The 22,683-nt window shown below is 63.0% G+C and carries 17 protein-coding genes, 1 tRNA gene and 5 pseudogenes; 13 read left to right on the forward strand and 10 right to left on the reverse strand.

Annotated elements, in window-relative coordinates; genetic code table 11:
• Positions 1-11: 11 nt before the first annotated feature.
• From MMSP_RS07875 to MMSP_RS07895, 5 genes and pseudogenes are all read right to left on the reverse strand, one after another.
• On the reverse strand, positions 12-1,556 hold the full coding sequence (locus tag MMSP_RS07875; protein WP_036426315.1) for a cell wall metabolism sensor histidine kinase WalK: 1,545 nt from the start codon (positions 1,554-1,556) through the stop codon (positions 12-14).
• Between the two features lie 7 nt (positions 1,557-1,563).
• Positions 1,564-2,328, reverse strand: a complete 765-nt coding sequence (locus tag MMSP_RS07880; RefSeq protein WP_036426316.1) for a response regulator transcription factor — start codon at positions 2,326-2,328, stop codon at positions 1,564-1,566.
• A 273-nt stretch (positions 2,329-2,601) separates the two neighbouring features.
• Positions 2,602-2,829 (reverse strand): annotated as a pseudogene (locus MMSP_RS07885) (WXG100 family type VII secretion target); the annotation flags it as partial.
• 147 nt (positions 2,830-2,976) lie between these two features.
• Entirely contained in the window at positions 2,977-4,149 is a 1,173-nt protein-coding gene (locus MMSP_RS07890) for a PPE family protein (protein WP_036426317.1), read from the reverse strand.
• A 69-nt stretch (positions 4,150-4,218) separates the two neighbouring features.
• On the reverse strand, positions 4,219-5,043 hold the full coding sequence (locus MMSP_RS07895) for a PE domain-containing protein (protein WP_036426319.1): 825 nt from the start codon (positions 5,041-5,043) through the stop codon (positions 4,219-4,221).
• A 358-nt stretch (positions 5,044-5,401) separates the two neighbouring features.
• Here MMSP_RS07895 and MMSP_RS07900 point away from each other — a divergent pair.
• Together MMSP_RS07900 and MMSP_RS07905 are read left to right on the forward strand one after the other, a co-directional pair.
• Positions 5,402-5,475 (forward strand) — tRNA-Leu (locus tag MMSP_RS07900).
• Positions 5,476-5,635: 160 nt separating this feature from the next.
• Positions 5,636-7,190: pseudogene (locus tag MMSP_RS07905) on the forward strand (adenylate/guanylate cyclase domain-containing protein).
• Between the two features lie 138 nt (positions 7,191-7,328).
• Here the strand turns inward: MMSP_RS07905 and MMSP_RS07910 are convergent.
• Entirely contained in the window at positions 7,329-8,033 is a 705-nt protein-coding gene (locus tag MMSP_RS07910) for a hypothetical protein (RefSeq protein ID WP_020786185.1), read from the reverse strand.
• A 165-nt stretch (positions 8,034-8,198) separates the two neighbouring features.
• Positions 8,199-8,804: a hypothetical protein gene (locus tag MMSP_RS07915; protein ID WP_231395656.1), complete on the reverse strand. Its 606-nt coding sequence runs from the start codon at positions 8,802-8,804 to the stop codon at positions 8,199-8,201.
• Between the two features lie 117 nt (positions 8,805-8,921).
• Between MMSP_RS07915 and MMSP_RS07920 the strand changes: the two genes are divergently transcribed.
• A complete protein-coding gene (locus MMSP_RS07920; protein ID WP_015356953.1) occupies positions 8,922-9,302 on the forward strand; it encodes a hypothetical protein in 381 nt (126 codons plus the stop codon).
• Between the two features lie 192 nt (positions 9,303-9,494).
• Here the strand turns inward: MMSP_RS07920 and MMSP_RS07925 are convergent.
• Positions 9,495-9,707, reverse strand: a pseudogene (locus tag MMSP_RS07925) (IS1380 family transposase); the annotation flags it as partial.
• A gap of 249 nt (positions 9,708-9,956) precedes the next feature.
• Positions 9,957-10,364 carry a hypothetical protein gene (locus MMSP_RS28210; protein ID WP_235065699.1) on the reverse strand — a complete coding sequence of 136 codons (408 nt, stop codon included), beginning with the start codon at positions 10,362-10,364 and terminating at the stop codon, positions 9,957-9,959.
• Positions 10,365-10,784: 420 nt separating this feature from the next.
• Between MMSP_RS28210 and MMSP_RS28215 the strand changes: the two genes are divergently transcribed.
• The 9 genes and pseudogenes from MMSP_RS28215 (at position 10,785) to MMSP_RS07960 (ending at position 19,719) form a co-directional block, all read left to right on the forward strand.
• Positions 10,785-11,288 (forward strand): hypothetical protein, encoded by a 504-nt coding sequence (locus MMSP_RS28215; protein WP_235065700.1) that lies wholly within the window; start codon positions 10,785-10,787, stop codon positions 11,286-11,288.
• 100 nt (positions 11,289-11,388) lie between these two features.
• Positions 11,389-11,928 carry a DUF3419 family protein gene (locus MMSP_RS28220; protein WP_235065701.1) on the forward strand — a complete coding sequence of 180 codons (540 nt, stop codon included), beginning with the start codon at positions 11,389-11,391 and terminating at the stop codon, positions 11,926-11,928.
• 48 nt (positions 11,929-11,976) lie between these two features.
• Complete coding sequence (locus MMSP_RS28225; RefSeq protein WP_235065702.1) at positions 11,977-12,360, forward strand: iron-containing redox enzyme family protein; 384 nt, start codon at positions 11,977-11,979, stop codon at positions 12,358-12,360.
• A 31-nt stretch (positions 12,361-12,391) separates the two neighbouring features.
• Complete coding sequence (locus tag MMSP_RS28230) at positions 12,392-12,676, forward strand: hypothetical protein (protein ID WP_235065703.1); 285 nt, start codon at positions 12,392-12,394, stop codon at positions 12,674-12,676.
• Between the two features lie 7 nt (positions 12,677-12,683).
• Positions 12,684-13,649, forward strand: coding sequence for a GNAT family N-acetyltransferase (locus MMSP_RS07945; RefSeq protein ID WP_235065705.1), 966 nt, complete (start codon positions 12,684-12,686; stop codon positions 13,647-13,649).
• A gap of 33 nt (positions 13,650-13,682) precedes the next feature.
• Positions 13,683-15,053, forward strand: a complete 1,371-nt coding sequence (locus tag MMSP_RS07950) for a cytochrome P450 (RefSeq protein ID WP_020786192.1) — start codon at positions 13,683-13,685, stop codon at positions 15,051-15,053.
• A gap of 286 nt (positions 15,054-15,339) precedes the next feature.
• A pseudogene (locus MMSP_RS28235) lies at positions 15,340-15,507 on the forward strand (hypothetical protein); the annotation flags it as partial.
• 102 nt (positions 15,508-15,609) lie between these two features.
• Positions 15,610-18,427: pseudogene (locus MMSP_RS07955) on the forward strand (RND family transporter).
• A gap of 413 nt (positions 18,428-18,840) precedes the next feature.
• Positions 18,841-19,719 carry an alpha/beta fold hydrolase gene (locus tag MMSP_RS07960; RefSeq protein ID WP_020786196.1) on the forward strand — a complete coding sequence of 293 codons (879 nt, stop codon included), beginning with the start codon at positions 18,841-18,843 and terminating at the stop codon, positions 19,717-19,719.
• A gap of 1 nt (position 19,720) precedes the next feature.
• Here MMSP_RS07960 and MMSP_RS07965 read toward each other — a convergent pair whose 3' ends face one another.
• The gene (locus MMSP_RS07965; RefSeq protein WP_020786197.1) at positions 19,721-21,277 is read right to left on the reverse strand and encodes a GMC family oxidoreductase; all 1,557 of its coding nucleotides are present in this window, start codon (positions 21,275-21,277) and stop codon (positions 19,721-19,723) included.
• Between the two features lie 274 nt (positions 21,278-21,551).
• Here MMSP_RS07965 and MMSP_RS07975 point away from each other — a divergent pair, with 274 nt between their 5' ends.
• On the forward strand, positions 21,552-22,622 hold the full coding sequence (locus MMSP_RS07975) for a helix-turn-helix domain-containing protein (protein ID WP_020786198.1): 1,071 nt from the start codon (positions 21,552-21,554) through the stop codon (positions 22,620-22,622).
• Positions 22,623-22,683 lie beyond the last annotated feature (61 nt).

Consider the following 22,683-nt stretch of genomic DNA (forward strand, 5'->3'; position numbering starts at 1 on the left):
TAGCTGTGCGTTCAGTAGTCGCTCGGCTGCCTCGGCCGGCCGGGGGCGGATGCATTGAGCGGCGCGTCGATCAGCGGCAGCCTGATCCGGAATACGGTTTGGCCAGCGGCGGATTCGGCGGTCACCGAGCCGTCATGAGCTTTCACGATCGAATTGACGATGGCCAGGCCCAATCCGTGGCCCGGCGCGCTGGATCGCGACTTGCTGGAACGGACAAATCGCTCGAACAAATGAGGCAAGACCTCGGGGTCGATGTCGGGGCCGTCGTTGCTGACCGTCAGCTCGGTGTAGGGACCGTTGGGGTCGTCGGGGTAGTTGGTGATCCCGGTCTTCACCGTGACGCCGGGCGGCGTGTGCACCCAGGCATTGGTGAGCAGGTTGCTGACCAGCTGGTGCAGACGGGCGTGGTCACCGTTGACCCACACCGGTTCGTCGGGCAGGTCCTTGATCCAACGGTGGGTGGGCGCTGCCACGGCGGCGTCGTTCACGGCGTTCATCACCAGGTCGGTCAAGTCGAGGTGTTCGGTCTCCAGGTCCTCGCCTTCACCCAGGCGTGACAGCAGCAACAATTCGTCAACCAGGGAGGCCATCCGCCGCGCTTCTGACTCGATGCGGGCGAGCGCGTATTCGGTAGTCGGCGGTAGGTCCGAGCTGTCCTGGCGGGTGAGTTCGGCATACCCCTGAATGGCCGCAAGCGGGGTGCGCAGCTCATGGCTGGCGTCGGTGATGAATTGCCGCATCCGCAGATCGGAAGCCACCCGATGTTGCAGCGCGCTGTCGACGTTGTCCAGCAACCGGTTCAGCGTGTGCCCCACGATGCCGACTTCGTTGTCGGGGTCGGTGTCCTCGGGGCGAACCCGCACGCTGATCTGGTGGTCGTCGCCGGCGAGTGGCATCGCGGCGACGGTCGCGGCGGTTGCGGCGACCCGCCGCAGCGGGCGCAGGGTAATACCGACCACCCACACGGTCAGGGCCGCCGTGATCACCAGTGCGGTCGCGACAAGCACGCTGGTCGTGATTTGTTTTCGGGTGATGATGCGGTCCGCGATGCTCAGCGAAACCCCGACGATCAGGCGGTCGGATCCGGCGGCGCGGCTGTCGACTTGATAGGAACCCAGGCTGCCCAGCGTTTCGACACGTGACGGTTCGTCGGTCCAGTGTTGGGTCTCGATGGCGTGGATGACATCCGGTGGTGCCGGGCGGGGCGCGTCTTCGGAAAAGACCGCCGAACCGATGACGACACCATCGCGCATCACCGCGATGAGGTTCCCGGGCGTCTGGCCGGTGAACTCGAGCAGGGCTTGGGACACCGGGGGAGTGCCGGTGTGGATCGAGGTGTGTTCGCCGTTGCGGTAGCGGGCATAGGCGTGGCTGAACGCATGCATGGACTCGACGACTTCGGCGTCGTTCATCGCGGTCACGTAGCCGCGCAGGCTGAGCACCGAGACCCCGCCCACCGCGACCAGCACGATCGTCACCACGGCCAGCACGCCAAGCAGCAGCTGCCAGCGCAACGAACGAGGAAGCCAGCGAGGGGTGTTCCGGTGGCCCGTCATTTCGGGCTCATTCCGCTGGTCGTAGCATGTATCCAATCCCGCGGACCGTGTGAATCATCGGCTCTCGGTCCGCGTCGATTTTCTTTCTCAAGTACGAGATGTAGAGGTCGACGATGCTGGTGCGCCCGGCGAAGTCGTAGTTCCAGACCCGGTCGAGGATCTCGGTGCGGCTCAGCGCGCGGCGCGGGTTGCGCATCAGGAATCGAAGTAGCTCGAACTCGGTCGAGGAAAGCGAGATCGGGGTGCCGCCGCGAGTGACTTCCCGGCTGGCTGCGTCGAGCTTGAGGTCACCAACCTTCAGGGACTCGTCGGCGGGCGGCGCCAGATGACTGGAGCGGCGCAACAGTCCGCGCAGCCGCGCCACCAGCTCTTCGAGGCTGAACGGCTTGGTCATGTAGTCGTCGGCGCCGGCCGTCAGTCCGGTGACACGGTCCATCACCGAATCGCGTGCCGTGAGGAACAGCGTGGGTGTGTATGCGTCGGAGTCGCGCACCCGCTGCAGGATCTGCAGGCCGTCGACGTCGGGCAGCATGATGTCGAGGACCAACACGTCAGGACTGATCTTGTCGAACTTGGATATGGCCTTGCGCCCGTTGTGGGCGATCTCGACGTCCCAGCCTTCGTAGTGCAGGGCCATTTTGACCAGATTGGTCAGCGCAGGTTCGTCGTCGACAAGGAGCACCCGAATGGGTGATCCGTCGGCACGGTGAATTCGGGGCAGCTGCCCCAAAATCGCCTGCCGTGGACGTTGAGTGCGCGTGGATCCGGTCATTGCTTTCAATGGTCCTACACACCTCCCGGCGCATATGCAGTCGTCAGGGACCTCATATCAACCTCAAATGTAACCGTGAAGTGCGGCCCCGGCTATGACCGCTTGTTGCTGGGGGCTGTGGGCTGACCGCGCACGATTGAGTTGTTTTGGTCGCGCAAGCGATTAGGGGGCAGAGGTCGCTGCCCCGCTATTGGTGCACAGCACGGACCGGCGCAAAGCGCAGTGGCCGCGCACCTTGCGGTGCGCGGCCACTGTTGTCCTGCTCTTGTACCAGTCGCGCACCCCGTGCAGCATGTTGACGATGTTGCGGAAGGCGGTGTTCATCTGGCCCATGGTGTCCAGTGAGGTTGCCGAGGCCATACCGCTCCAGCCCGCGCCGGCGATGTTCTGCGAGGACGCCCACATCCGGCGGGCCTCGTCCTCGACGGTCTGGGCGTGCATTTCGAAACGGCCCGCCATGTCCCGCATCGCGTGCGGGTCGGTCATAAAGCGTGTGGCCATGATTCTTGTCTCCTTATGTTGAAGTCCGCATTTGTATGATTTCTAGCACCTGGACTGCTTCGGTGGTAGCCGAATCGCGGATAGATTACGACCCGCCGGTTAATTGCTGGCCTCAAACGAGTGACATGTTCCCCCTTTTTTCCGGCGTCACACGACGACCTGTTTGGGCATGACGATCGGCTTGAAGCCGTAACGCGGTCCCGCATACGCACCGGCGCCCTTGGCGGCTGCGGCCATGCCCGGCACCCCGGCCACTCCGGAAACCGGGGCAGCTTCCTCGGGAACCGTCCAGCCGCTTCCGCCCAGCGCACCGGTGGTCGCAGCTGTCTCCGGAAGGGCACTCGACCAGCTGGTGGGTACGGCCAGCTTGCCGACCAGGGTCGCCTCGCCCAAAGCCGCGCCAACGCCGGTGGGCGTCACCGTGTTCGCCAGCCCTGCGGTGGCGGCAGCCGCACCTTCGGCAGTCTCGATGGCGCCTTCGGCAGCAATTACCGGTGCACCGGTATCGAGAGCGTTTGCCAGGAAAATCGCGGTGGGAATAGTGGCCGTGGTGTACCAAGCCGCGGTGTTAACCGCACCGTTGATGACGTTGGCGACAAACGGAATGCCGAGGAAGTCCTCGATGTCCTGAATGATTCCGCCCAGTCCCGTCGCGTCGATAGCCGACGTTATCGGCGAGGCGAGTCCCATGATGGTGTTGGGCAGGTTGCTCAGCAGGCTGGTGATGCCGTCGGTTGCCGCGGCGGATGCGGCGGCCTGACTAACCGCCGCCGACTGTGCGGCGAGCCCGCCCGGGTTGCTGGTCTGCTGCGGTGTACTCAGCGGCTGCAGGGATCCCGAGGTCGAGGAAGCGGCCGCGTAGCCGTACATCGCCCCGGCGTCCTGCGCCCACATCTCGGCGTAGAGCGCCTCGGTTGCCATGATCGCCGGGGTGTTGATGCCCAGGAAGTTCGTCGCAACCAGTGCCGCCAGCAGCGATCGGTTGGCGGCGACCACCGGCGGCGGCACCGTCATCGCGAACGCTGCCTCGTAGGCGGCCGCCGATGCCGCGGCTTGCGCCCCGGCGTGCATCGCCGCTTCCGAGGTGTAGGTCAACCACGCCAGATACGGCTGAGCGGCGGCGATCATCGCCATCGACGCCGGGCCCATCCAAGACTCGGTGGTCAATCGGGTGATCACCGATTCGTAGGAGGCGGCCGTTGTGCCCAACTCGACGGCTAGGCCATTCCATGCGGCGGAGGCGGCCATCATGGGGCCTGCCCCGGCACCGGCGTACATGCGTGCGGAGTTGATTTCAGGAGGTAAGGCGCCAAAATCCATTGCTGTATCCCTCTTTTAGTGAAAGTTGTGGTGTTTTATCGATGTGGGAGACGTGTTGCCCAATGGCGCCTAGACCGCGGCCGGCTTTGGCATGACGATTGGCTTGACGCCGTAGCGTGGCGCACCAAATCCGGCGCTGTTGCGTGCGGCCGAACCCAATCCGGCCGGCACGCCCATGAACGTTCCCGGGGCGGCCGTCGGCGCGGCGGCTGTCCAGCCGGCGCCGGCCAGCGGGGTCGTGCTCGATACCAAGGTGGCCGATCCGGCCCAGGTCGGGGGCACCGAGAGCATGCCGACCGCGGATGCCCCGCCAATGCCAGCGGCGATGGGCGCACCCAGGGCGGCCTCGGCTCCTCCGAGCTCACTGAGCGCACCCAGCCCGGCTTCTGCTCCCAGGCTGACGTCGGCTTCGGCGGCTTCCTCGGCGGGAAGCAGACCGCCACCCGCCAGACCGATCAGAGTGGATGAGGCCGAGGCCCAGTTCCCAACGCCGATGTTGGTGAGGTTGCCGATGTTGCTCGACCAGGAGTCGGGAATTATCGAGCCGGTGTTTTGGATGAAGCCGATGATTCCCGAGGTAATGCCGTCCAGAGGTGAAGCGGCCGCTGCGGAGTTGAGGTTTTCGGTTGCGCCGTATGTCCCGGCGCTGGCCCCCAGGGTGTTCACGAACATGTCGTGCATGGCCCCTGCATCCGCGCTGACCTGCTGGTAGTAGGTGCCATACGCGGTGAAGAGTGCGGCCTGCAGTGCCGATACTTCATCGAGGGCGGCCGGAGCGATTACGGTGGTCGGAGCTGCCGCGGCGGCATTTTGCGCCGACATAGAGCTACCGATGGTCCCCAGCTGCGCGGCCGCGGCCGTCAACTCTTCAGGCACTGTTTTAAGGAATGACATCCAATGCTCCTTGCTTATGAGCTCCCCGCCCCTGGCCACCCGAGCTGAATCTGTGGGTAGGCATAAGGGCCCCTGTGTGTTGGCGTAACGCTAGCCACCCACGTGTCCACATTCGCGATTGAATGACGTAAGGTGATAGCTCGTTACGGCTTTTTAACGAAGGCGCCGACAGTTTTTACAAGCTCTTGTCGGCCGACATAGTCGTGTCATATGGCCACAGACGGGCGACACAGTAGTCTGGCGCGCGGCGCGCGGATGTTACGCGCATCACGGCTGGGACGCACGTCGGTGTTGGGGGCGATTTCCACAGGGGAGGGGCGTCTCGAGCCCGGCGGGTACGCGATAGATTCGCCGGCAGGCCCCCATAGCCCAATTGGCAGAGGCAGCGGACTTAAAATCCGTCAAGTGTCGGTTCGAGTCCGACTGGGGGCACAGGCCCGTATGGCCAGTGGCGGCCATTTTTGCGATTGACACTGCGTTGATCAGGATTGCGGCTCGCCTAGGCGCAACGCTGCCTGCCCTTACCCGCTAGCGATGGCTCCGATCGGGCAAATATCCGCAGGTCGGTGGGCGTTGCGTCTACTGTCCCGCTATGGAACGCGTTTGGCAGTGCGCCTGGGATCGGTGCGGGGCAAGATATTCGTGGGCGATTTGTGTAGTCACGTTCGCCGTGGTGCTGCCGGTTTATCTTTTGCTGTCTTTTTGGGTCGTCGCCTTCGAGAACTCGGGTCACTACATTGAGGCGGCGGTGGTCACCGTTGCCGTCGTATCGCTCGGATTGTGGGTGATCTTTCTTCCCAGCGTCGTGCGGCGCCGCCTCCCAGAGAAGTGGGCCGCCGATCATGACGTCGATCGGCTCAGCGCATTGGAAGCGACCTATGTGTACGGCCGGGGTGCGGTGGCCCGGGGGCTGGGCAGCAATGTTGTCTTGGGAGCATTCAACCTGGTCGCTGTCGGCGCCGTCGCCGGAGCAAGTGGGTCGCGGCTGGTTCAGTACGGGATCGTGGGCGCCGCCACCGGGATTGGAATCCAGCTGATCGCTATTCACAGTTTCGTAGAGGCGGCGCTGCGCCCCGTCCGGGTGGCGATACGGCGATACGGCGATACGGCGATACGGCGATACGGCGATCGGCGACTCGCTGCCTCGTTCTCGCCCCACTTTCGCGGCGTGGTCGAACCTGTCCGTGTTTAGAGTCGCGTTCAATTTCGCCATTGTGGGCGCCATGTTGGCGGGTCTGATCAGCCAGGCGCATACGGTGCCGCTCGTTTCTCTGGTGATCGGTGCCGGTATGGCGGTTGTCTTTGGAGTGCCGGTCATCGTTGCTCCGTCGTTCTCGCCGTCGATGCAGCCGATTAGGGATCTTGCCGCCGGGACCGAACGTGTCGCGGCCGGTGACTACAGCCGGCGCCTCCCGGTGGTTCAAGACGATGACCTCGGCGCGCTGGCCGCGTCGTTCAACCACATGCAGGCCGGTTTGGTTGAGCGGCAACGACTTCAGGCAGCATTCGGGACGTATGTCGATCCCGGTCTGGCGGCGCGGCTACTGGAGCAAGGCGACGATGTCTTCACCGGTGAGCGTCGCCAGGTCACCGTGATGTTCGTCGATGTGCGTGACTTCACCCCGTTCGCCGAAGCCCACACCGCCGAGGACACCGTCTCGCGCCTCAACGAGTTGTTCGAGATCGTGGTGCCCACCGTCGTGGACGCTGGGGGGCACGTCAACAAGTTCCTCGGTGACGGGGCGCTGGCCGTCTTTGGCGCCCCCAACGACCTTGCGGACCACGCCGATGCCGCTGTCGCCGCCGCTGTTCTGATTCACCGCCGTGTCGTTGAGCGATTCGGCGAGGAGTTTCGCATCGGCATCGGAATCAATACCGGGGTTGTGATCGCCGGAACCATCGGCGGCGGCGGCAAACTCGAGTTCACCCTCATCGGTGACACCGTCAACGTCGCAGCTCGGGTCGAGCAACTGACCAAGGCCACCGGTGACGCGATCCTTCTCACCCAGCAGTGCGTCGATGCGCAGGGGTCACGCCCCGCTGGACTCATCGACCGTGGACTGCATGTGCTGAAAGGAAAATCGGCCGCCATCCAGGTGTTCGGCCTTCACCAAGAGAGCGACATGCGGGCTGACCTCACCCACTGAGCAGCGGGCATATCAGGGTCTGTCGCCTCACCATCGAGGTCCGCCAATTCCGTTACTGCAGAACGTATTATCGGCCACGTCGATACGGAAAGCGGATGTGTGCACAAGTCTCCGTAACTCGCACAATCGCACCAACGCTTACGCGCAGGAGCGGTTTGATGTTGCCGCCGGGGCCGACTGACTGCCGATGCCGCGGGGGGTGAGTAGTTCGTCCAGCCCGTACTGGCTCACCAGATCGATGTGCTCCGGCGCGGCTTCGGGCGATGAGCGCCGCTCGGACCGGGGGGCCTGTCCGAGGTAGAGCTCCGTGGCGGCCTTGGCCTGAAACATTCCGATGACGGCCTCGTTGTGTCGGTCCGTGCCGAACTGTGTCAACGCGGTGGTGAGCTTGGCGTCGACGTAATCCAGCGTGTACTCGATCTGGTGCAGCGCTCTCGTCTCCTCGCGGGCATTTTCGCGCTGCGCCTGGGGCTTGCGACGATCAGCCAGGAACCGCATGGTGGTGGCGCCGATCGCGGCCGACAGCATCGGGATGAACACCACTATGGACGCCACGCCGAGCGAGCCCTTGAAGGTCAGCGCGGCGACGATGCTCGATGCCAACAACACCGAGAGCAGCGCGAGCAGCAGCGTGGTGGGAGATGCTGCGGCCACCCGATCTCCGGCTCGGCGCACGACTGGGCTGAGCTTGGCCGACACCGTCGCCGCCTGCTGGGCCAGGGTGTGGCCCCACTGTTGTTTCGGGCGCGATGTCGCCGGTGTTGCCGCTGGCGCATCGGCCGCGGGCACCGACTCGGGGCGCGCTTCGTCAGCGGGTGGCGGGGTCTCGGAGGGTTGGGCCATGGGGCCATTGTGGCCTGAGTGGTCTGTGATTCGGGGGAGGTGATCCGGCCCGTCCAGATCTTCTTCCAGCCCCGTCCTGTTGAGCGAACACCACCAGCGCGAAGCTACGGCAGGCTGTCGCAGTGTGAACGCGACGCCAAGTCGGGCAGGGGTGGGTTCGCGCTTTCAGTGTCCGGCCAGAACGTTCTTCACCACCGCGATGGCGGTCGCGAGAATGAGCACCACCAGTCCGTAGACGGTTGCCCGGAGGCGGCCCGCGCCGCCGCGGCGCGCTACCGCGTAGCCGCTGACCGCGATGAACCCGGACAGGCCGAACTCGGCGGCGTGGTACTCCAGATGAGCTGGCAACACGAGGATGGTGACCGACGCCAGGGCGGCGACCACGGCGGCGCCGACCAATTGTGCGCCGGCCGCCTCGATGTCGCGAGCCTGGACTTTGCCGGCCCCGATGAGGCGCGCCGAGATTTTGAAGGCGAAGAAGTGGGCGGCAGCCAGCCCGATGGTGATGCCCCAGATGAGACCGATCAGGTGGTGGCGGGCGGCCTCGGGCAGCGCCAACAGCGCGGCAAGCAGGCAGACGGCCACATACAGGGCCATCGTGTAGCTCTCCTTGCGCAGTTCGGCGGCGTCCTCGCCGCTTTTCGCCCTCGCGGAAGCACCTTCGGCCATGTTGCTCATCGTGACACAACGGCCGACGGTGGTCTGCGCCGAAACAGCCCGGCCCGATGCCCGTCGATCCGCGGGGGCGATACCCGAGGCGGGTAGCGCCAAGCACCCTCTTTCGACGATGACGACACCGCGCATTCCTTTTACCGAATCGAATGGTGCGGGACAGGAGCGGTGAAATCGCGAACGGCCTAGCGGGAATATCGGAGATTCCTACCGAACGTGCCACTTGAGGAGTACATCTTTTTACTACGCGATGTCTACCTGACGCGTGATTTGGTGCCGTGCTTGGAGTGGCTGGCGGTGTGCGAAGTGTTGTCTAACGCGGGCGTGGTTCAGTTTCGGGTGCTGGCAATTACGTGTGTAATGGGGCTTCTCTTCGCGCCAGCAGTAAACGCCGAACCGGGCGTTGCGCCGATCCCGCGACAACCAAGCTCATCGTGTGACCCGAACTACTCCGGTGCCTGCGTCCCGATCGCCAGTGATGTCGACTGCGCTGGCGGTAGCGGAAATGGTCCGGCCTATGTGGAGGGCCCGGTAATTGTCATCGGACGCGACATCTACGGCCTTGATCGAGACGGCAATGGAATTGGGTGCGAATAAAGCCCGTGAACTGGCGGGCCAAGAGTCTGCGTCAGGCAGTTTGGGGAATACGTACTAGCCTCGATTCTTCGTGCTGGCGGGGTTCGGTGGTGTTGGATCATGAAAATCGCTCAGTGATAGCGATTTTGGGTTTGGGGTGTGTTTGACTGCCCCGTGGCGCCCGGGTTGGGCGGGCTTTCCCGGGGTCGGTGGGCAGTCCGCTCCGTCGGCTACCGCCGCGGCCAGATCGGTGAACACCGCACCCGGGGCATACGCTCACGGCCCCTTGTAGGTGTCGGCCAATGCCGCGGTGAACTGCTCAGACAACCCGGTCTGATCGGCGAGCTCGCGCAACAGCCCCATCCCGGAATGCGACACCACACCATGGCCGTCCGCCGATACTTTCGCCCGCGAGGCGCCTTCCAGTCGAGATGGTTGAACCGTAGAGAAGTCCAATCATTCTTTACAGGACAGGCACTTTCGCGCTTCAACACCCAGATGCATCGGCATCCCGCGAAGAATCGAGGCTAGTGCCTGAAGAGCCGTATTGGCCATGCCCGATCTCATTTCGGCCCCCGGCTGGGCCCCATTGAAGCATTGGCAACATTGGCAATGAAACCGAAATTGGGGCTAGTTGCTGACACTCCTAATACGTTGGTATGACGAAACATTCGATTAGGTCGATACTTCGACACAGTTCTTCGAAGCGGGGTCATCCCCACGCGGGCGGCTAGTACCGTTGCGCCTGGCCTCGACGAACAATATGCGGCTGTAGGCGAAGTTGCTTGCGATGCCAATGATAAGACTCGGTGCGATTGTCGCCAGGATATTCGATGTGCCCGCTATCAGGTGGCCGATGACCAGCCAGGATGCCGTGAGCATGGAATTCACCACCGCGGCCATCCAAAAGCCCCGTCGGGGGTTTGCTGGCCAGCGGACTAATCGTTCGAGCGTCAGTGCCAGCACGAGAGTCGCAGACAGGCTGAGTGCCGCTTGGGTCAAGCCGGCGTGCAGGGCGACGATCACGCCGGAGCGATAGTGCGTGACGGCAGCCGAACATCCGTAGCTCATGGCCGCCCACATTGCGAGCAATGCTGGCCGTGCATTGGTCCGTAGCCACCGAAAGTCGGCGCTGTTGCGTATTAGTCTCATCGGAAGCATCCGCGTCAACTTATGGCAATGGGAAATCTAAGTGAATCCGATGGCTAGGGGACATCTCTTGTCCCCTAATCGGGGGAAAGAGATCTTCGTGACGGGACAGCGGACGTACGAATAGCACCCCTACAACGACGCAGCATGCAATCATAGATATGGGTTATTGACCGTTAAAATTTCTTTATGATTCTAAATTTGCACAGCTCAAACCCCTTGTGGTAGACGATATGTTCGAACTCCCCCCTCGGAGTCGAGGTGGTTTGGAGCCGACATGGGTGTTACGTGCTAGCAAGAATTGAGATTGAGGAATCAATTATTTCTGCGATTGAGGAATCCATCATTTCTGAGGTGGCGGCGCCGCGGCTGGAATTGTTGGCGCAGGCGCACCATTTGTCGGTGGGATTTGCTCAGGTCCGTGAGGACGCGTTGCAGGACGTGTGGCTTGCGTCGCGGCAATACCGGACGCGGGGTAGGCCGTTGCGCGTCGCGTTGACGGCCTCCGGTGGGTGTACCGTCGCTGCCTTGGCGGCGACTGCGGGTGTGGGTTTGCTGCATCTGATCGACGCCAATCCGGCGCAACTGGCGTTGACGCGGCTCAAGTTGCACCTGCTGGAGACGGTCGGTAGCCCAGAGCGGATGTGTTTGCTGGGACACGAGTGGATGCCTGCGTCGGAACGTCACGCCGCATTGGAGCAGGGCTCCGGCGTTAACGCCGGAGCCCTGCGCATTGGAGCCGGTCTTTGCGGCATTGAACATCGCACCGGACGCAGTGGGCCCGGTACCGGAGGTTGCTACCTGGGGCCCGGATTTCTGCGGTCGCTACGAGTGGCTGTTCGCCGCGTTGCGTCATGAGCTTGCGGACTGGCAATACGAATTGAATGGTGTCCTAGGGCTGCGGAATCCGGCAGAGCAGTCGCGAAGGGTTGCTCGTGGCACGGCTCTCGGTGCGGCGTTGGATCGCGCCTTCGATGCGGCCTTCGACCTGGACATCCTGGTGAATTTGTTCGGTGAGGGGGCGACGGCCAACCGTGTCGAACCGTTCGCCCGGCACTTCGCCCGCCGGACCCGACACGTGCTCGCGACCCAACCCGCGGCCGACAATCCCTACCTGTGGCAACTATTGGCCGGGCGATACCCCGGCGTCACGGTGCCTTGGCTTGCCCACAAGGCGCCAGTAGTCGACTTACCGGAGATCACATTCACGCAAAACACAATGGACGCGGCCCTCGGAGTCCTGCCGCGCGGCGGGTTCGACATCGTTCACCTGTCGAACATCCTTGATTGGCTCACTCCCGAGGAGGCTCTTATCACGCTGGCGCGTGCTTACCACGCCCTGCGGCCGGGCGGCATTGTCGTTGTGCGCCAGCTGAACTCAACGTTGGATGTGCGCGGCTGCGGCCCGGATTTCCGATGGGATCCGGCTGCGGACGAACTACATAGGCGGGACCGCAGCTTCTTCTATCGAGCCTTGCACGTCGGTGTCAAGCCCTGATCGCTACCGAATCAACTTCTCTTCATCCACCACCCCGATTGGAGCACGATGTCTACTACCGTATGCCTCACCAAGGCCGCGCGTGTCACGAAAAGGGCCGAGCAGATTCTTGACGGCATCGGGATCATGGCTAACCCGTACCTCACCACACTGACCGACGGCAGCATGCCGCTGGAGCGCTTCCGCGCCAGCCAGGAGCAGTTCGGCTTCGCCGTCACCTACTTCGCCCGGCCGATGGCCTCACTGATTTCCCGGATGGATCTACCCGGCCAGCGGCTCGGCATCTTGAGCAACATCGTCGAGGAGCATGGCGACTTCAAACCTCATTTCTTCCACCACGCGACCTTCCGGCAGTTCCTAGCCAGCATCGGCAGCGATGCCGAGCGACTGGACGCCCTGGCGCCAGCCCCCCCAGGTGGATGCCTTCAATAGCGTTCTGACCTCCGTCTGCACGATGGAGGACATGGCGGTGGGGATCAGTTGTCTGGGCATCATCGAGCATGCTTTCGCCGGCATCTCGGCAACGATCGGTTCCGCGGTGGTGGAGCGGGGTTGGGTCGCCCAAGACGATCTGGTGCACTACGCGTTGCATGCCGAGATCGACGAGCAACATGCTGAGGACTTCTTCGTCCTCGTCGAGGACACCTGCGACGACTCGCGCACCAGCTGTGCGGTAGACCGCGGCCTGCGACTCGGCGGATACGTGTTTAACCGCCTGTACACCGACCTGTATCAGCTCGGCGGCTGAGCCAGGAGTGACAACCGTCCACATGCTTCAGGGCCCGCCGCCTTCCGGCCTGGCGCGAGCCTTGGAGACTTTCGAGCAGCAGTTCACCTACCCGCTGGGGCCCGGCCGTAGCTTCCGCATCTCCCATGGCGCCGACTACACGCGGTTCTACCGGGCGATGGGCGAGGTGGCCAGGGTGTTCGTGGCCGAGCGCGACGGCCAGGTGATGGGCACAGTGGCGGCTGCAGTGCGACCACTGCGGACCCCCGAGGGGCGCGAGCAGCACAGCGCCTACATCGGGGACTTGAAGATCCTGCCGGCCGAGCAGGGCGGACGGACCATTTTGAGGCTTGGCATCGCCTTTCTGAAAGAAGCAAGAAAGCATAGCCACGCCGAGAGCAGAGGGTTCGGCGTGGTGATGGATGGCACCGCCAAAACGCCGTCGGAGTATTCCGGGAGGCTGGGATTTCCCAACGGTACCGAGGTCGGCCACATCAGCGTGCTGCGCATCCCCACCTGCCAAGGCTCCGATGCCACCGCGGCACACACCGCCTACCTGGTGCCCCCGGCAGCGGCCGCGCAGGCCTACCGGCGCTGGACGCAGGGCCACTACGCGGTGCCCGCGGGCGACGCGACGTTACGCTCCGAGCTAACCCCAACCACACTCCTGCTGCCCGACGACTTGGCGTGCGGGCTGCTGGAAGACACCCGCCAGGCCAAACGCTTGCTCACTGAGGACGGTGAGCTGCGCAGCGCGCATCTGTCCGACTTCGCCTACCGCAACCCGGCGTGTGGAGCCGCACTGCTGCAGTCCGCGCTGCCGTTGGCCGCTAAGCATGGCAACCCGGCGCTGTTTGTCGCCGTCCCGGCTTCGGATACCGACGCGTTCCTGGCGCATCTGGACATCCCGCAAACGGTGGTGGCCCCGGCGACGATCTACGGCACGAGGCTGGCCGCCGCGCCGCGATGGACCGTCAACACCGCAGAGATCTGACATCTCTATCACCTGTCAAGAGAGGACATTGCAATGGCGGAAGCCACAACTGACCCGATTCGGCTGCCGCCGGGGCCGAATGCGTCGAAGCTGACTCAGACATTGGTATACGTTTTCGCCAAGGCGCGCGCCCGGACGCGGTTGACCAACCGGTATGGCTCTGGGTACTCCCTCAATCTACCAAAATACGGCCCCACGCTAGTCATCAGCGATCCGGCGATGTTGAAGGAACTTTTCACTTCCGGCAACGATTTAGTCACTCGGCCAACGACTCTCGGCAAGCTGCTGGGGCCGGGCTCGATACTCAGCATGATCGGCGTCGAGCATCGTCAGCGTCGCAAGCTAATGGTGCCACCATTTAACGGCAGGCGCATCGACGCGTACGTCAAGATCGTCGAAGAGGAGTTCCTGCGTGAGGCTCAAACCTGGCCTGAGGAAACAGAATTCGAATCCCTGCAAGCGTTGGTGAATATTACCGGCAGCATAGTCTTGCGCACGATCCTGGGTGCGCACGGGGCGATCGTCGAAGAGCTCCAGTACTTGGGGCCACGGACAATTGTGCTCGCCGCTAGCATGATTGCCTTACCAGAGTGGTTGCGGCGTGATCTTGGCCCCTGGAGTCCATGGGGCAAGATTCAAGCGGCTCGAAGCCGATTTGACGAACTGGTCGCCCAGCTGATCGCTGAAGCACGGGCAGATCCGAACTTTGAGACACGGACCGACATGCTGGCGATGATGCTGCAGGCGCGCTATGACGACGGCTCACCCATCACCGACGCTCACATCAGCGATGAAATGCTGACGATGATCGTGGCCGGACACGAAACGACGGCCACCACGCTGGCATGGGCCATCGAGCGTTTACGTCGCAGCCCCAGTTTCGTGGCGCAACTCGTCGATGAGATCGACAGCGGCGGAACCGCGCTGATGCAGGCTACGGTCTGGGAGGTGCAACGTACCCGGCCGGTATTGGATTTCATCGCTCGGCGAGTCGAAACGCAGCTACGACTGGGCCCATGGGTGCTTCCGAAGGGTCATATGATCGTTGGCGATGTTTGGGCTGCTCAACACGCGTCGAGCAGTTTCAAGGACCCAGAACGGTTTGACCCGACCCGTTTCGCCGATGGGCCACCAGAGAGCTATGCGTGGATACCTTTCGGCGGCGGCATACATCGGTGTATCGGCGCCGCCTTTGCGAACATGGAGATGACAACCGTCCTGCGAACCCTCCTGCGCAAGTTCGAACTTGTTCCGACCGATGCTCCCGCCGAGCCGATCCGTTCTCGCGGTATCACCAACGCGCCGGGCCATGGCGGGCGCATCGTGGTACGCAGCCGTCCGGCTGGTGCCCGCGCCGCATATGCGTCTGAGGATGGGCATTCTGCTGTAGCACAATCAGTTTGAAATCCGACCGGGAATTTTCACGCATGACCGACAACTCGATCGCCTGGGTGGAGGGGTCGTTGGTAGCGGGTGACCAGCGTGCGCAGCCGCACGAGCCGCGCCAACTGCGGATTGCGACGGCCGACGAACTCATCGCGGCGATCGCGACTTCGCTTATCAGGGGGGCGCCCGCGATTGGCGTCACGGCGGCTTTTGGAGTGGCGTTGGCCGCGTCGTTGGCTGCCTCAGGTGACAACACCGACGAGCAGATCCGACGTCAGGCCGCGCGCATCGCGTCGGCGCGGCCAACCTGCGCCCGTATATCCGCAAAGAACGGGGCGTGGACGCGAAGTAAACGTCGTCGATCTCTTGGTACTGGCGGAGCGCACACACCGACAACACGTTCCGGCGGTGGAAGAAGGACCTCGCCACTGAGGAGGCGGGCTCAGATCGATGCCTCTGTGAGTGGCAGTAAACGCGCGGTCCGTCGTTGTATTTCGCTGTCGAAGCAACAATGGTCGACTGCACCGCAATCACGTTCTAATAGCGCCTACAAGTACTACCGGGTGAAATTCGCATGACTGTCAATTACGCGAACCACTCCGACACCGAAAGGCCGCTGATCGCGAGGAAGATTCATGCGTTCGCGGTGCCAATCATCTTGGGCTGGCTGGCTATTTGCGTCGCACTCACCGTGTTCGTGCCATCGCTGGAAAAGGTCGAACAACAGCGTGCAGTTTCACTGAGTCCTCAGGATGCGCCGTCCTTCCAAGCGGTCAAGCGCATCGGCCAGGTGTTCCACGAAGGAAATTCCGACAGTTCAGCGATGATCGTGTTGGAGGGCGATCAACCGCTCGACGACGCGGTCCATAAGTATTACGCCGCTTTGTTGCGCAAGTTGAATGCCGATAAAAAGTACGTAGAGCACGTGCAAGACTTCTGGGGCGATCCTCTCACGGCGGCGGGCGCGCAAAGCGACGACGGCAAAGCCGTGACTGTCCAATTGAGTTTGGGGGGGCAATCGAGGTGAGTCGCTGGCCAATGAATCCGTCGAAGCCGTCCGCAAGATCGTTGCGGAGACGCCCGCTCCGCCCGGGATAAAAACGTACGTCACGGGACCATCGGCGCTCATGGTGGATATGCAGCGCAGCGGTGACAAGTCCATGCTGAAAATCACGCTGACGACTGTCACAGTCATTTTTTTCATGTTGCTACTCGTCTATCGTTCGGTCAGCACCGTTATTGCCTTGCTGTCCATGGTCGGCGTTGCATTGACAGCGTCGCGGGGAATTGTCGCCCTCATCGGGCACAGCGGGGGTATCGGACTCACCACGTTTGCGGTCACGTTGCTCACGTCGTTAACAATCGCGGCCGGCACGGACTACGGCATTTTCGTCTTTGGCCGGTACCACGAAGCGCGCCTGATCGGCGAAGACGAAGAGACCGCCTTTTACACCATGTACCGCGGCACTACCCACGTCATTTTGGGCACTGGCTTGACTATCGCCGCCGCGACCCTCTGCCTCCTGTTCGCCCGGCTGCCTTCCTTCCAGACTCTGGCCATCCCCTGCGCGGTGGGGACGCTGGTTACTGTGGCGGTCGCGCTGACGCTGACGCCGGCCGTGCTGGTTGTCGGCAGCCGCTACGGTCTGTTCAACCCCAAACGGCGGCTCGACGTCCGGAGCTGGAGACGAGTCGGCACGGTGGTAGTGCGATGGCCTGTGCCCGTCCTCACCGCAACACTGGCTATTGCCCTCGTCGGACTGCTGGCTCTGCCCGGACTTCGAATCAACTACAACGACCGGATCTATCTACCCGCCGGCATCCCTGCGAACCAGGGGTACGCGGCGGCAGATCGCCATTTCGCCCCGGCCCGGATGAAGCCCGAGATCTTGATGATCGAGGCGGATCACGACATGCGAAACCCGACCGACTTCTTGATTTTGGACAAACTGGCCAAGGGAATCTTCCGCGTTCCCGGAATCTCGCGGGTCCAGGCGATAACCAGGCCCGACGGAACTACACTGGCGCACACGACGATACCGTATTTGACCAGCATGCAGAACGCCATTCAAGTGCCGACGCTCAAATTTCAGCGTGACCCGATGAAGGACATGCTCGCGCAAGCCGAGGAAATGGGCTAAATGGCCGTTGCGATGCGTCGCATTTACGACGCCATGGCGAAGCTTTCCGGCAATACCCACCGAATGGCTAATGACTTCGTCGAGATGGAGCAAATCACCAGTGAGGTGCGCGACCACATCGCCGACTTCGATGACTTCTGGCGGCCAATCCGCAGCTATTTCTACTGGGAAAAGCACTGCTACGACATTCCGATCTGCTGGTCGTTCCGATCGGTATTCGACGCGCTGGATGGTGTGGACGAGATAGACGAGAAAATCGGCGCGCTCGTGAGTGACGTCCAGACCCTGGACGCGCTGCTACCCCAGATGCTCGCGACGTTCCCGCCGATGATCGAGACCATCGAAAGCACGCGCACCATGATGCCGACCATGCACAGCACCATGGTGGGCATTTTCGACCAGATGGATGAGATGAGCGAAAATGCGAACGCCATGGGCAAGGCGTTCGACACCGCCAAGAACGATGACTCTTTCTATTTGCCGCCGGAGATTTTCCAAAACAAGCGTTTTCAGCGCGCAATGGACTCGTTTCTGTCGGCGGACGGACACGCGGCCCGCTTCATCATTTTGCACCGAGGCGACCCCCAAACGCCCGACGGCATGGCAAGCGTTAATGCGGTCCGGACGGCGGCGGAAGAGTCGCTCAAGGGGACCCCATTGGAGGACGCCAAGATATATCTGACTGGCGCGGCAGCTGTGGTCAAAGATATCGACGAGGGCGCCGGCTGGGACCTTCTGATTGTGGGAATTTCGGCCATGTGCCTGATTTTTATCATCGTGCTGATCCTCACCCGCGCCCTTATTGCTGCCGCTGTGATCGTGGGGACGGTAGTGCTGTCGCTGGGCGCTTCCTTTGGGCTATCCGTGCTGCTATGGCAGCATATTCTCGGCGTTCCCTTGCACTACATGGTGCTGACGATGTCTGTTATCGCCCTCTTGGCGGTGGGATCTGACTACAACCTGCTGTTGGTGGCCCGGTTCAAACAGGAATTGGGCGCCGGACTGAATACCGGAATCATCCGCTCGATGGGCGGTACCGGAAAGGTCGTGACGAACGCGGGCCTGGTATTTGCCGTCACCATGGCATCGATGGTCGTCAGCGACTTGCGAGTTATCGGCCAGGTGGGAACTACGATTGCCCTGGTCCTGCTGTTCGATACCTTGATTGTCCGGTCGTTCATGACGCCCGCAGTAGCCGCGCAGTTGGGCCGCTGGTTCTGGTGGCCGATGCGAACAGGCGCCATACGCTAGATGGCTAGATCCGGCGAAGCCGGATTTTTGAGTCAAGTTGTGTGGCGTGGGTCAGGTTCGCTGGTGTTCGATTTGGAGGGTGCGTCATTCCATCTGCGTAGGTCCGGGGTGGTCCATTAGCGGACCGCTGTTGGGGCGGACAGAAGGAGTGTCTTGTGACCAAGACCATGCAGGCGCCAGCCGGGGACAAGACGGCGGTGCGGCGGTTGGCCGAGACGTTCACAGCCGAGACGCTGGACTCGTCGATCAACCTGACGTAGGTCACTTTTCCGGTTCGGGTTTGTCGCGGGGCTTGGAACTGCTGTTTTCCGATCGTTGAGGCTAGAGCAAGCTCAGTGCGGCCGTGTGCAAGCATTCGCCGTCGTTTTCGGCCACCATGGTGTGGTGGAGCTATCGGTACGCGGGGCGGCGCCATGACTCGGGCGCAGGTCGCGCGCCTGCTCGAACAGCACCGGGCATCGGGGCGCCGATTCACCGCGGCCGGCATCGAGTCCTTCGTCTTGGATAGCGGCGCCCGAGACGCACCGCCGGTGATCTGCGTGCACGGCGTGCCAGCGTCGTCATTCCTCTACCGCAAGGTCGTGGCGGCCCTGGCCCAGCGTGGTCTGCGGGGGATTGCGATCGATCTGCCCGGTCTCGGCCTTGCCGAACGCCCCGGCGACGCCGACTACACCTGGAGCGGTCTGGGACGTTGGCTGGGCGCGGCGATCGATGCGCTGGGTATCGGCCGCTTTCACCTGGTCGTCCACGACATCGGTGGACCGATCGGATTCGACGTCGCCAACGCGGCACCCGATCGTGTGCTGTCGATGACGCTGCTCAACACCATCATCGCGGTGGAGCGCTTTCACCGCCCCTGGCCGATGGAGCCGTTCGCTCATCGAGCGGTCGGCGAAATGTGGCTTGCCTTGTTGCGCGTTCCGGGTGCGTTCGAGTCGATAATGCGTCTGGTGGGCGTGAGCAGTCGGGTCCCGAGCGCCGAGATCGCTTGTTGGAAGCCGCTTTTGTTCGGGGATGACGGAGGCCGGGCATTCCTCGAGATCATGCGGGGCTTCGAACTGACACCAGAAAAACAGCACAGCTACATCGCGGCGGTCCAGGACACGCGCTATCCGGTGCAAATCGTATGGGGTGTTCGAGACACGATGCTGAGTTGGCGCCGCTACGGCGCCGAGGCCCGGCAGCTGGCCGGGACGCAGCGGGTGACCACGCTACCGGCCAAGCACTTTCTTCAAGAGGATTTTCCAGAGGAGATCGCGGCCGCGGTTCAGCGGCTCGCCCAGTCGAGCTGAATCACAGGCCATGGTCTGCTTTGACGATCTCCGCGGCACGCTCACCGATCACGACGCAAGGAGCCATGGTGTTGCCGGTGGTGATCCGCGGCATGATCGAACTATCGGCGACCCGAAGATTTTCCATTCCATGGACTTTCAACTTGGCGTCAACCACCGACATGTCGTGTCGCCCCATCTTGGCGGTGCCGGACTGATGCCAATAGGTCGAAGCGCCATCGCGAATGAAACGTTCGAGCTCGGCACCCGCGAAACCGCCCGGCATCACCTCGCGCTTCGCGAAGGGGCGAAGTGGTGCCGTATTTCCGATCTCGCGGCAGAGTTGCAACCCGGCCGCGGCGGCCTTCATATCGTCAGGGTGGGCGAGCATCTCGGCCTCGATCAGCACAGGGTCGCCGGGGTGCGGCCCGCTGAGCCGCACCCGACCGCGACTTTGTGGTCTGACCACGCCGACACACATGGTCCAGCCGTGTGCCGGCAGCCCGTAGCGTGCTGCGTTCTCCGGGCTGGACAACGGAAACTCCGCGACACAGATCTGTAGGTCCGGGGTGGCCAGCGTCGGGTGGCTCTTCCAGAAGACCGTGACCTCCGCCCCGTTGTTGCGCGGTGCCAGCGCCTCATGCGATTCCCATACACAGTCAATCCGAGGGTGATCCTGATAGTTGTGTCCCACTCCGCGAAGATGCGTGATGACCGGAATGCCGAAGCCGCGCAGTTCATTTGCATCCCCGATGCCAGACTGCATGAGCACTTTGGGGGTGTTGATGGCGCCGAGTGAGACGACCACCTCTTGGGTGGCGGAGACGGTGCGGATCGCGTTGGCATGTGAGAACTGCACGCCGGTGACACGACTCCCGCTGAACGTCAGCCGCCGGACCGTCGCACCGGTAAGGACGGTGAGGTTGCGTTGTTGCAGGTGGGGGTGCGCATAGCTGCGGAACACCGACTCGCGGAGTCCATTTCGCAGTTGCAGGTCCAATAGCGATGCGCCGCCCGGTCCCTCCATCATGATGCCGTTGTTGCTGTCATACACGGGAATCCCGATTGCGCCCGCACCATCGACGACGGCCGTGGCAATCGGATTGGGGTCGGGCGCGGTTTGGACGAACACCGGGCCTCCGACTCCCCGCCGATCGCCGTCGCAGCGGCCGTGAGAGTCTTCGATGCGGCGGTAAATGTCCAGGACCGATTCATAGCCCCAGCTCCGGTCGCCGGCCGCCGCGGCGAAATGGGCCCAGTCGTTGCGGTGACCGCGCGCCCAAGCCATCACGTTGATGCTCGATCCTCCGCCGAGCACCTTGCCCATGGAGAGCGGGATGGATCGTCCGTTCAGGTGGGCGCTCGGAGCCGACGCAAAGCCCCAATCGCGTGCGCTGCCCAGGTTGAGTGGCCATTGGGCGGGATCCATCACCTCCGCAACGTCGTCGGTGCCGCCGGCCTCCAGCAACAGCACGGCGACGTTGCTGTTCTCGGATAGTCGCCGCGCCAGCACCGACCCTGCCGAACCGGATCCGCAGACCACGAAGTCATACCGCGCCGCGATGGGGTCGGAGCACATGTGATTTCTCGATTCTGCATCGGGGCGGTTCGGTATCCGGTGGTCTTTTGGTTTGCGGTCGCGGGGATCAGTGGCGGCGCCGATCACGATGACGCGATGTCTCACCCAGTGTTGGTCGCGCGGGACGGGGCGCGCTTGCACGCCGGCGCACGGATCTTGAGCTTGCGCGAATGCTTCGGGTGAACTCGCGGCGCAGCGCCGCTTCGGGCGCCGCGCAGGTACCGTCGAATGAGGTGCTCAGCATCCGTCACGGGGGTGGGCGCCGTACCGCGCGATGACGTCGGCTGAGCAGGTTGCGGCCAAACCCGGGATGGCTCGCCGACGAGTTGGAGGCACCATGGTGAATCCCAGCCGACCCGGCCAGCGCTGTGCCGCCACGTCCGCACGGCGAAACGAACGTTTTGAAGCCTTCCAGCACGCCATCTCCCAGACATTCGTGCCGCTTGCGTTATGCGTCGATGACGTCGGAACTTTTCGTGGCCAGGTGCGCTCGGCGAGTCTGGGCACGGTCCGAGTGTCCGATGTCCGGGTCGGAAGTGACGTGCTGGTGCGCCGCACGGCCAAGCTGATAAACCACAGCGCCCCGGACTACCTCAAGGTCGCGATGCCGCTGAACGGTAAGTGCGTTGTGACCCAGGACGGCCACGAAGAGACGTTGGCTCCGCGAGATTTCGCGGTGTACGACACGACCCGGCCCTACAGCCTGGCTTTCAGCGGTGTCTACCGGGCGCTGGTCGTCATGTTTCCGCGCGACCAGATGCGGCTGTCCTCGGCCGAATTGACGCGATTAACGGCTCGGCGGCTGAACGGGCGCGATGGCTTGGGAGCGTCGGTGTCGGCCTTCCTGACCGAGATGGGCAACCGGCTCGACGATGCGAACACCGCCGGCACCCTCTATCTAGCCGACGCGGTGCTGGACATGCTGGCGGCATCGTTCGCCGCGCAACTCTCCGACGAGACCGGCGGCAATGTGGCTCGAGGTACGCGAGGCCTGGCGCTGCGGATTCGCGCCTTCATCGAAAGTCGGCTCGGTGACCCGGGTCTGGATGTTTCAACGATCGCTGCCGCGCATCATGTTTCGGTGCGGTACCTGCAGAAGCTGTTCGAGTCGCAGGGTCAGACAGTCACCGGCTGGATCCGAGACCGCCGCATCGAACATTGCCGTCGCGACCTGGAAGATCACCGCCTTGGGGAGGTGCCGGTGAGCTCTATCGCCGCGCGTTGGGGGCTGGTCAACGCATCGCATTTCTCCCGCCTCTTCAAGGCCATTCATGGGTCCTCACCCGCCGAATACCGCGCCGAGGTTTCGCTACGCTCGCCTTCCGCATCCACCGATCGGGGCTAGGTTGGGAGGTAGAGCTGCGCGATAGCGGGATCGGGTTGCTGCTTGGGGAAAGGCGGCCGGT

Origin of the sequence: Mycobacterium sp. 012931, assembly GCF_000419295.1 — a bacterium.
Taxonomy (GTDB): Bacteria; Actinomycetota; Actinomycetes; order Mycobacteriales; family Mycobacteriaceae; genus Mycobacterium; species Mycobacterium marinum.

Excerpts from the sequence above, each read along its gene's own strand:
- MMSP_RS07875 (WP_036426315.1), bottom strand. The coding sequence starts at position 1,556 with ATGACGGGCCACCGGAACACCCCTCGCTGGCTTCCTCGTTCGTTGCGC.
- MMSP_RS07880 (WP_036426316.1), bottom strand. The coding sequence starts at position 2,328 with ATGACCGGATCCACGCGCACTCAACGTCCACGGCAGGCGATTTTGGGG.
- MMSP_RS07890 (WP_036426317.1), bottom strand. The coding sequence starts at position 4,149 with ATGGATTTTGGCGCCTTACCTCCTGAAATCAACTCCGCACGCATGTAC.
- MMSP_RS07895 (WP_036426319.1), bottom strand. The coding sequence starts at position 5,043 with ATGTCATTCCTTAAAACAGTGCCTGAAGAGTTGACGGCCGCGGCCGCG.
- MMSP_RS07910 (WP_020786185.1), bottom strand. The coding sequence starts at position 8,033 with ATGGCCCAACCCTCCGAGACCCCGCCACCCGCTGACGAAGCGCGCCCC.
- MMSP_RS28210 (WP_235065699.1), bottom strand. The coding sequence starts at position 10,364 with ATGTGGGCGGCCATGAGCTACGGATGTTCGGCTGCCGTCACGCACTAT.
- MMSP_RS28225 (WP_235065702.1), top strand. The coding sequence starts at position 11,977 with ATGTCTACTACCGTATGCCTCACCAAGGCCGCGCGTGTCACGAAAAGG.
- MMSP_RS28230 (WP_235065703.1), top strand. The coding sequence starts at position 12,392 with ATGGCGGTGGGGATCAGTTGTCTGGGCATCATCGAGCATGCTTTCGCC.
- MMSP_RS07950 (WP_020786192.1), top strand. The coding sequence starts at position 13,683 with ATGGCGGAAGCCACAACTGACCCGATTCGGCTGCCGCCGGGGCCGAAT.
- MMSP_RS07960 (WP_020786196.1), top strand. The coding sequence starts at position 18,841 with ATGACTCGGGCGCAGGTCGCGCGCCTGCTCGAACAGCACCGGGCATCG.
- MMSP_RS07965 (WP_020786197.1), bottom strand. The coding sequence starts at position 21,277 with ATGTGCTCCGACCCCATCGCGGCGCGGTATGACTTCGTGGTCTGCGGA.
- MMSP_RS07975 (WP_020786198.1), top strand. The coding sequence starts at position 21,552 with ATGACGTCGGCTGAGCAGGTTGCGGCCAAACCCGGGATGGCTCGCCGA.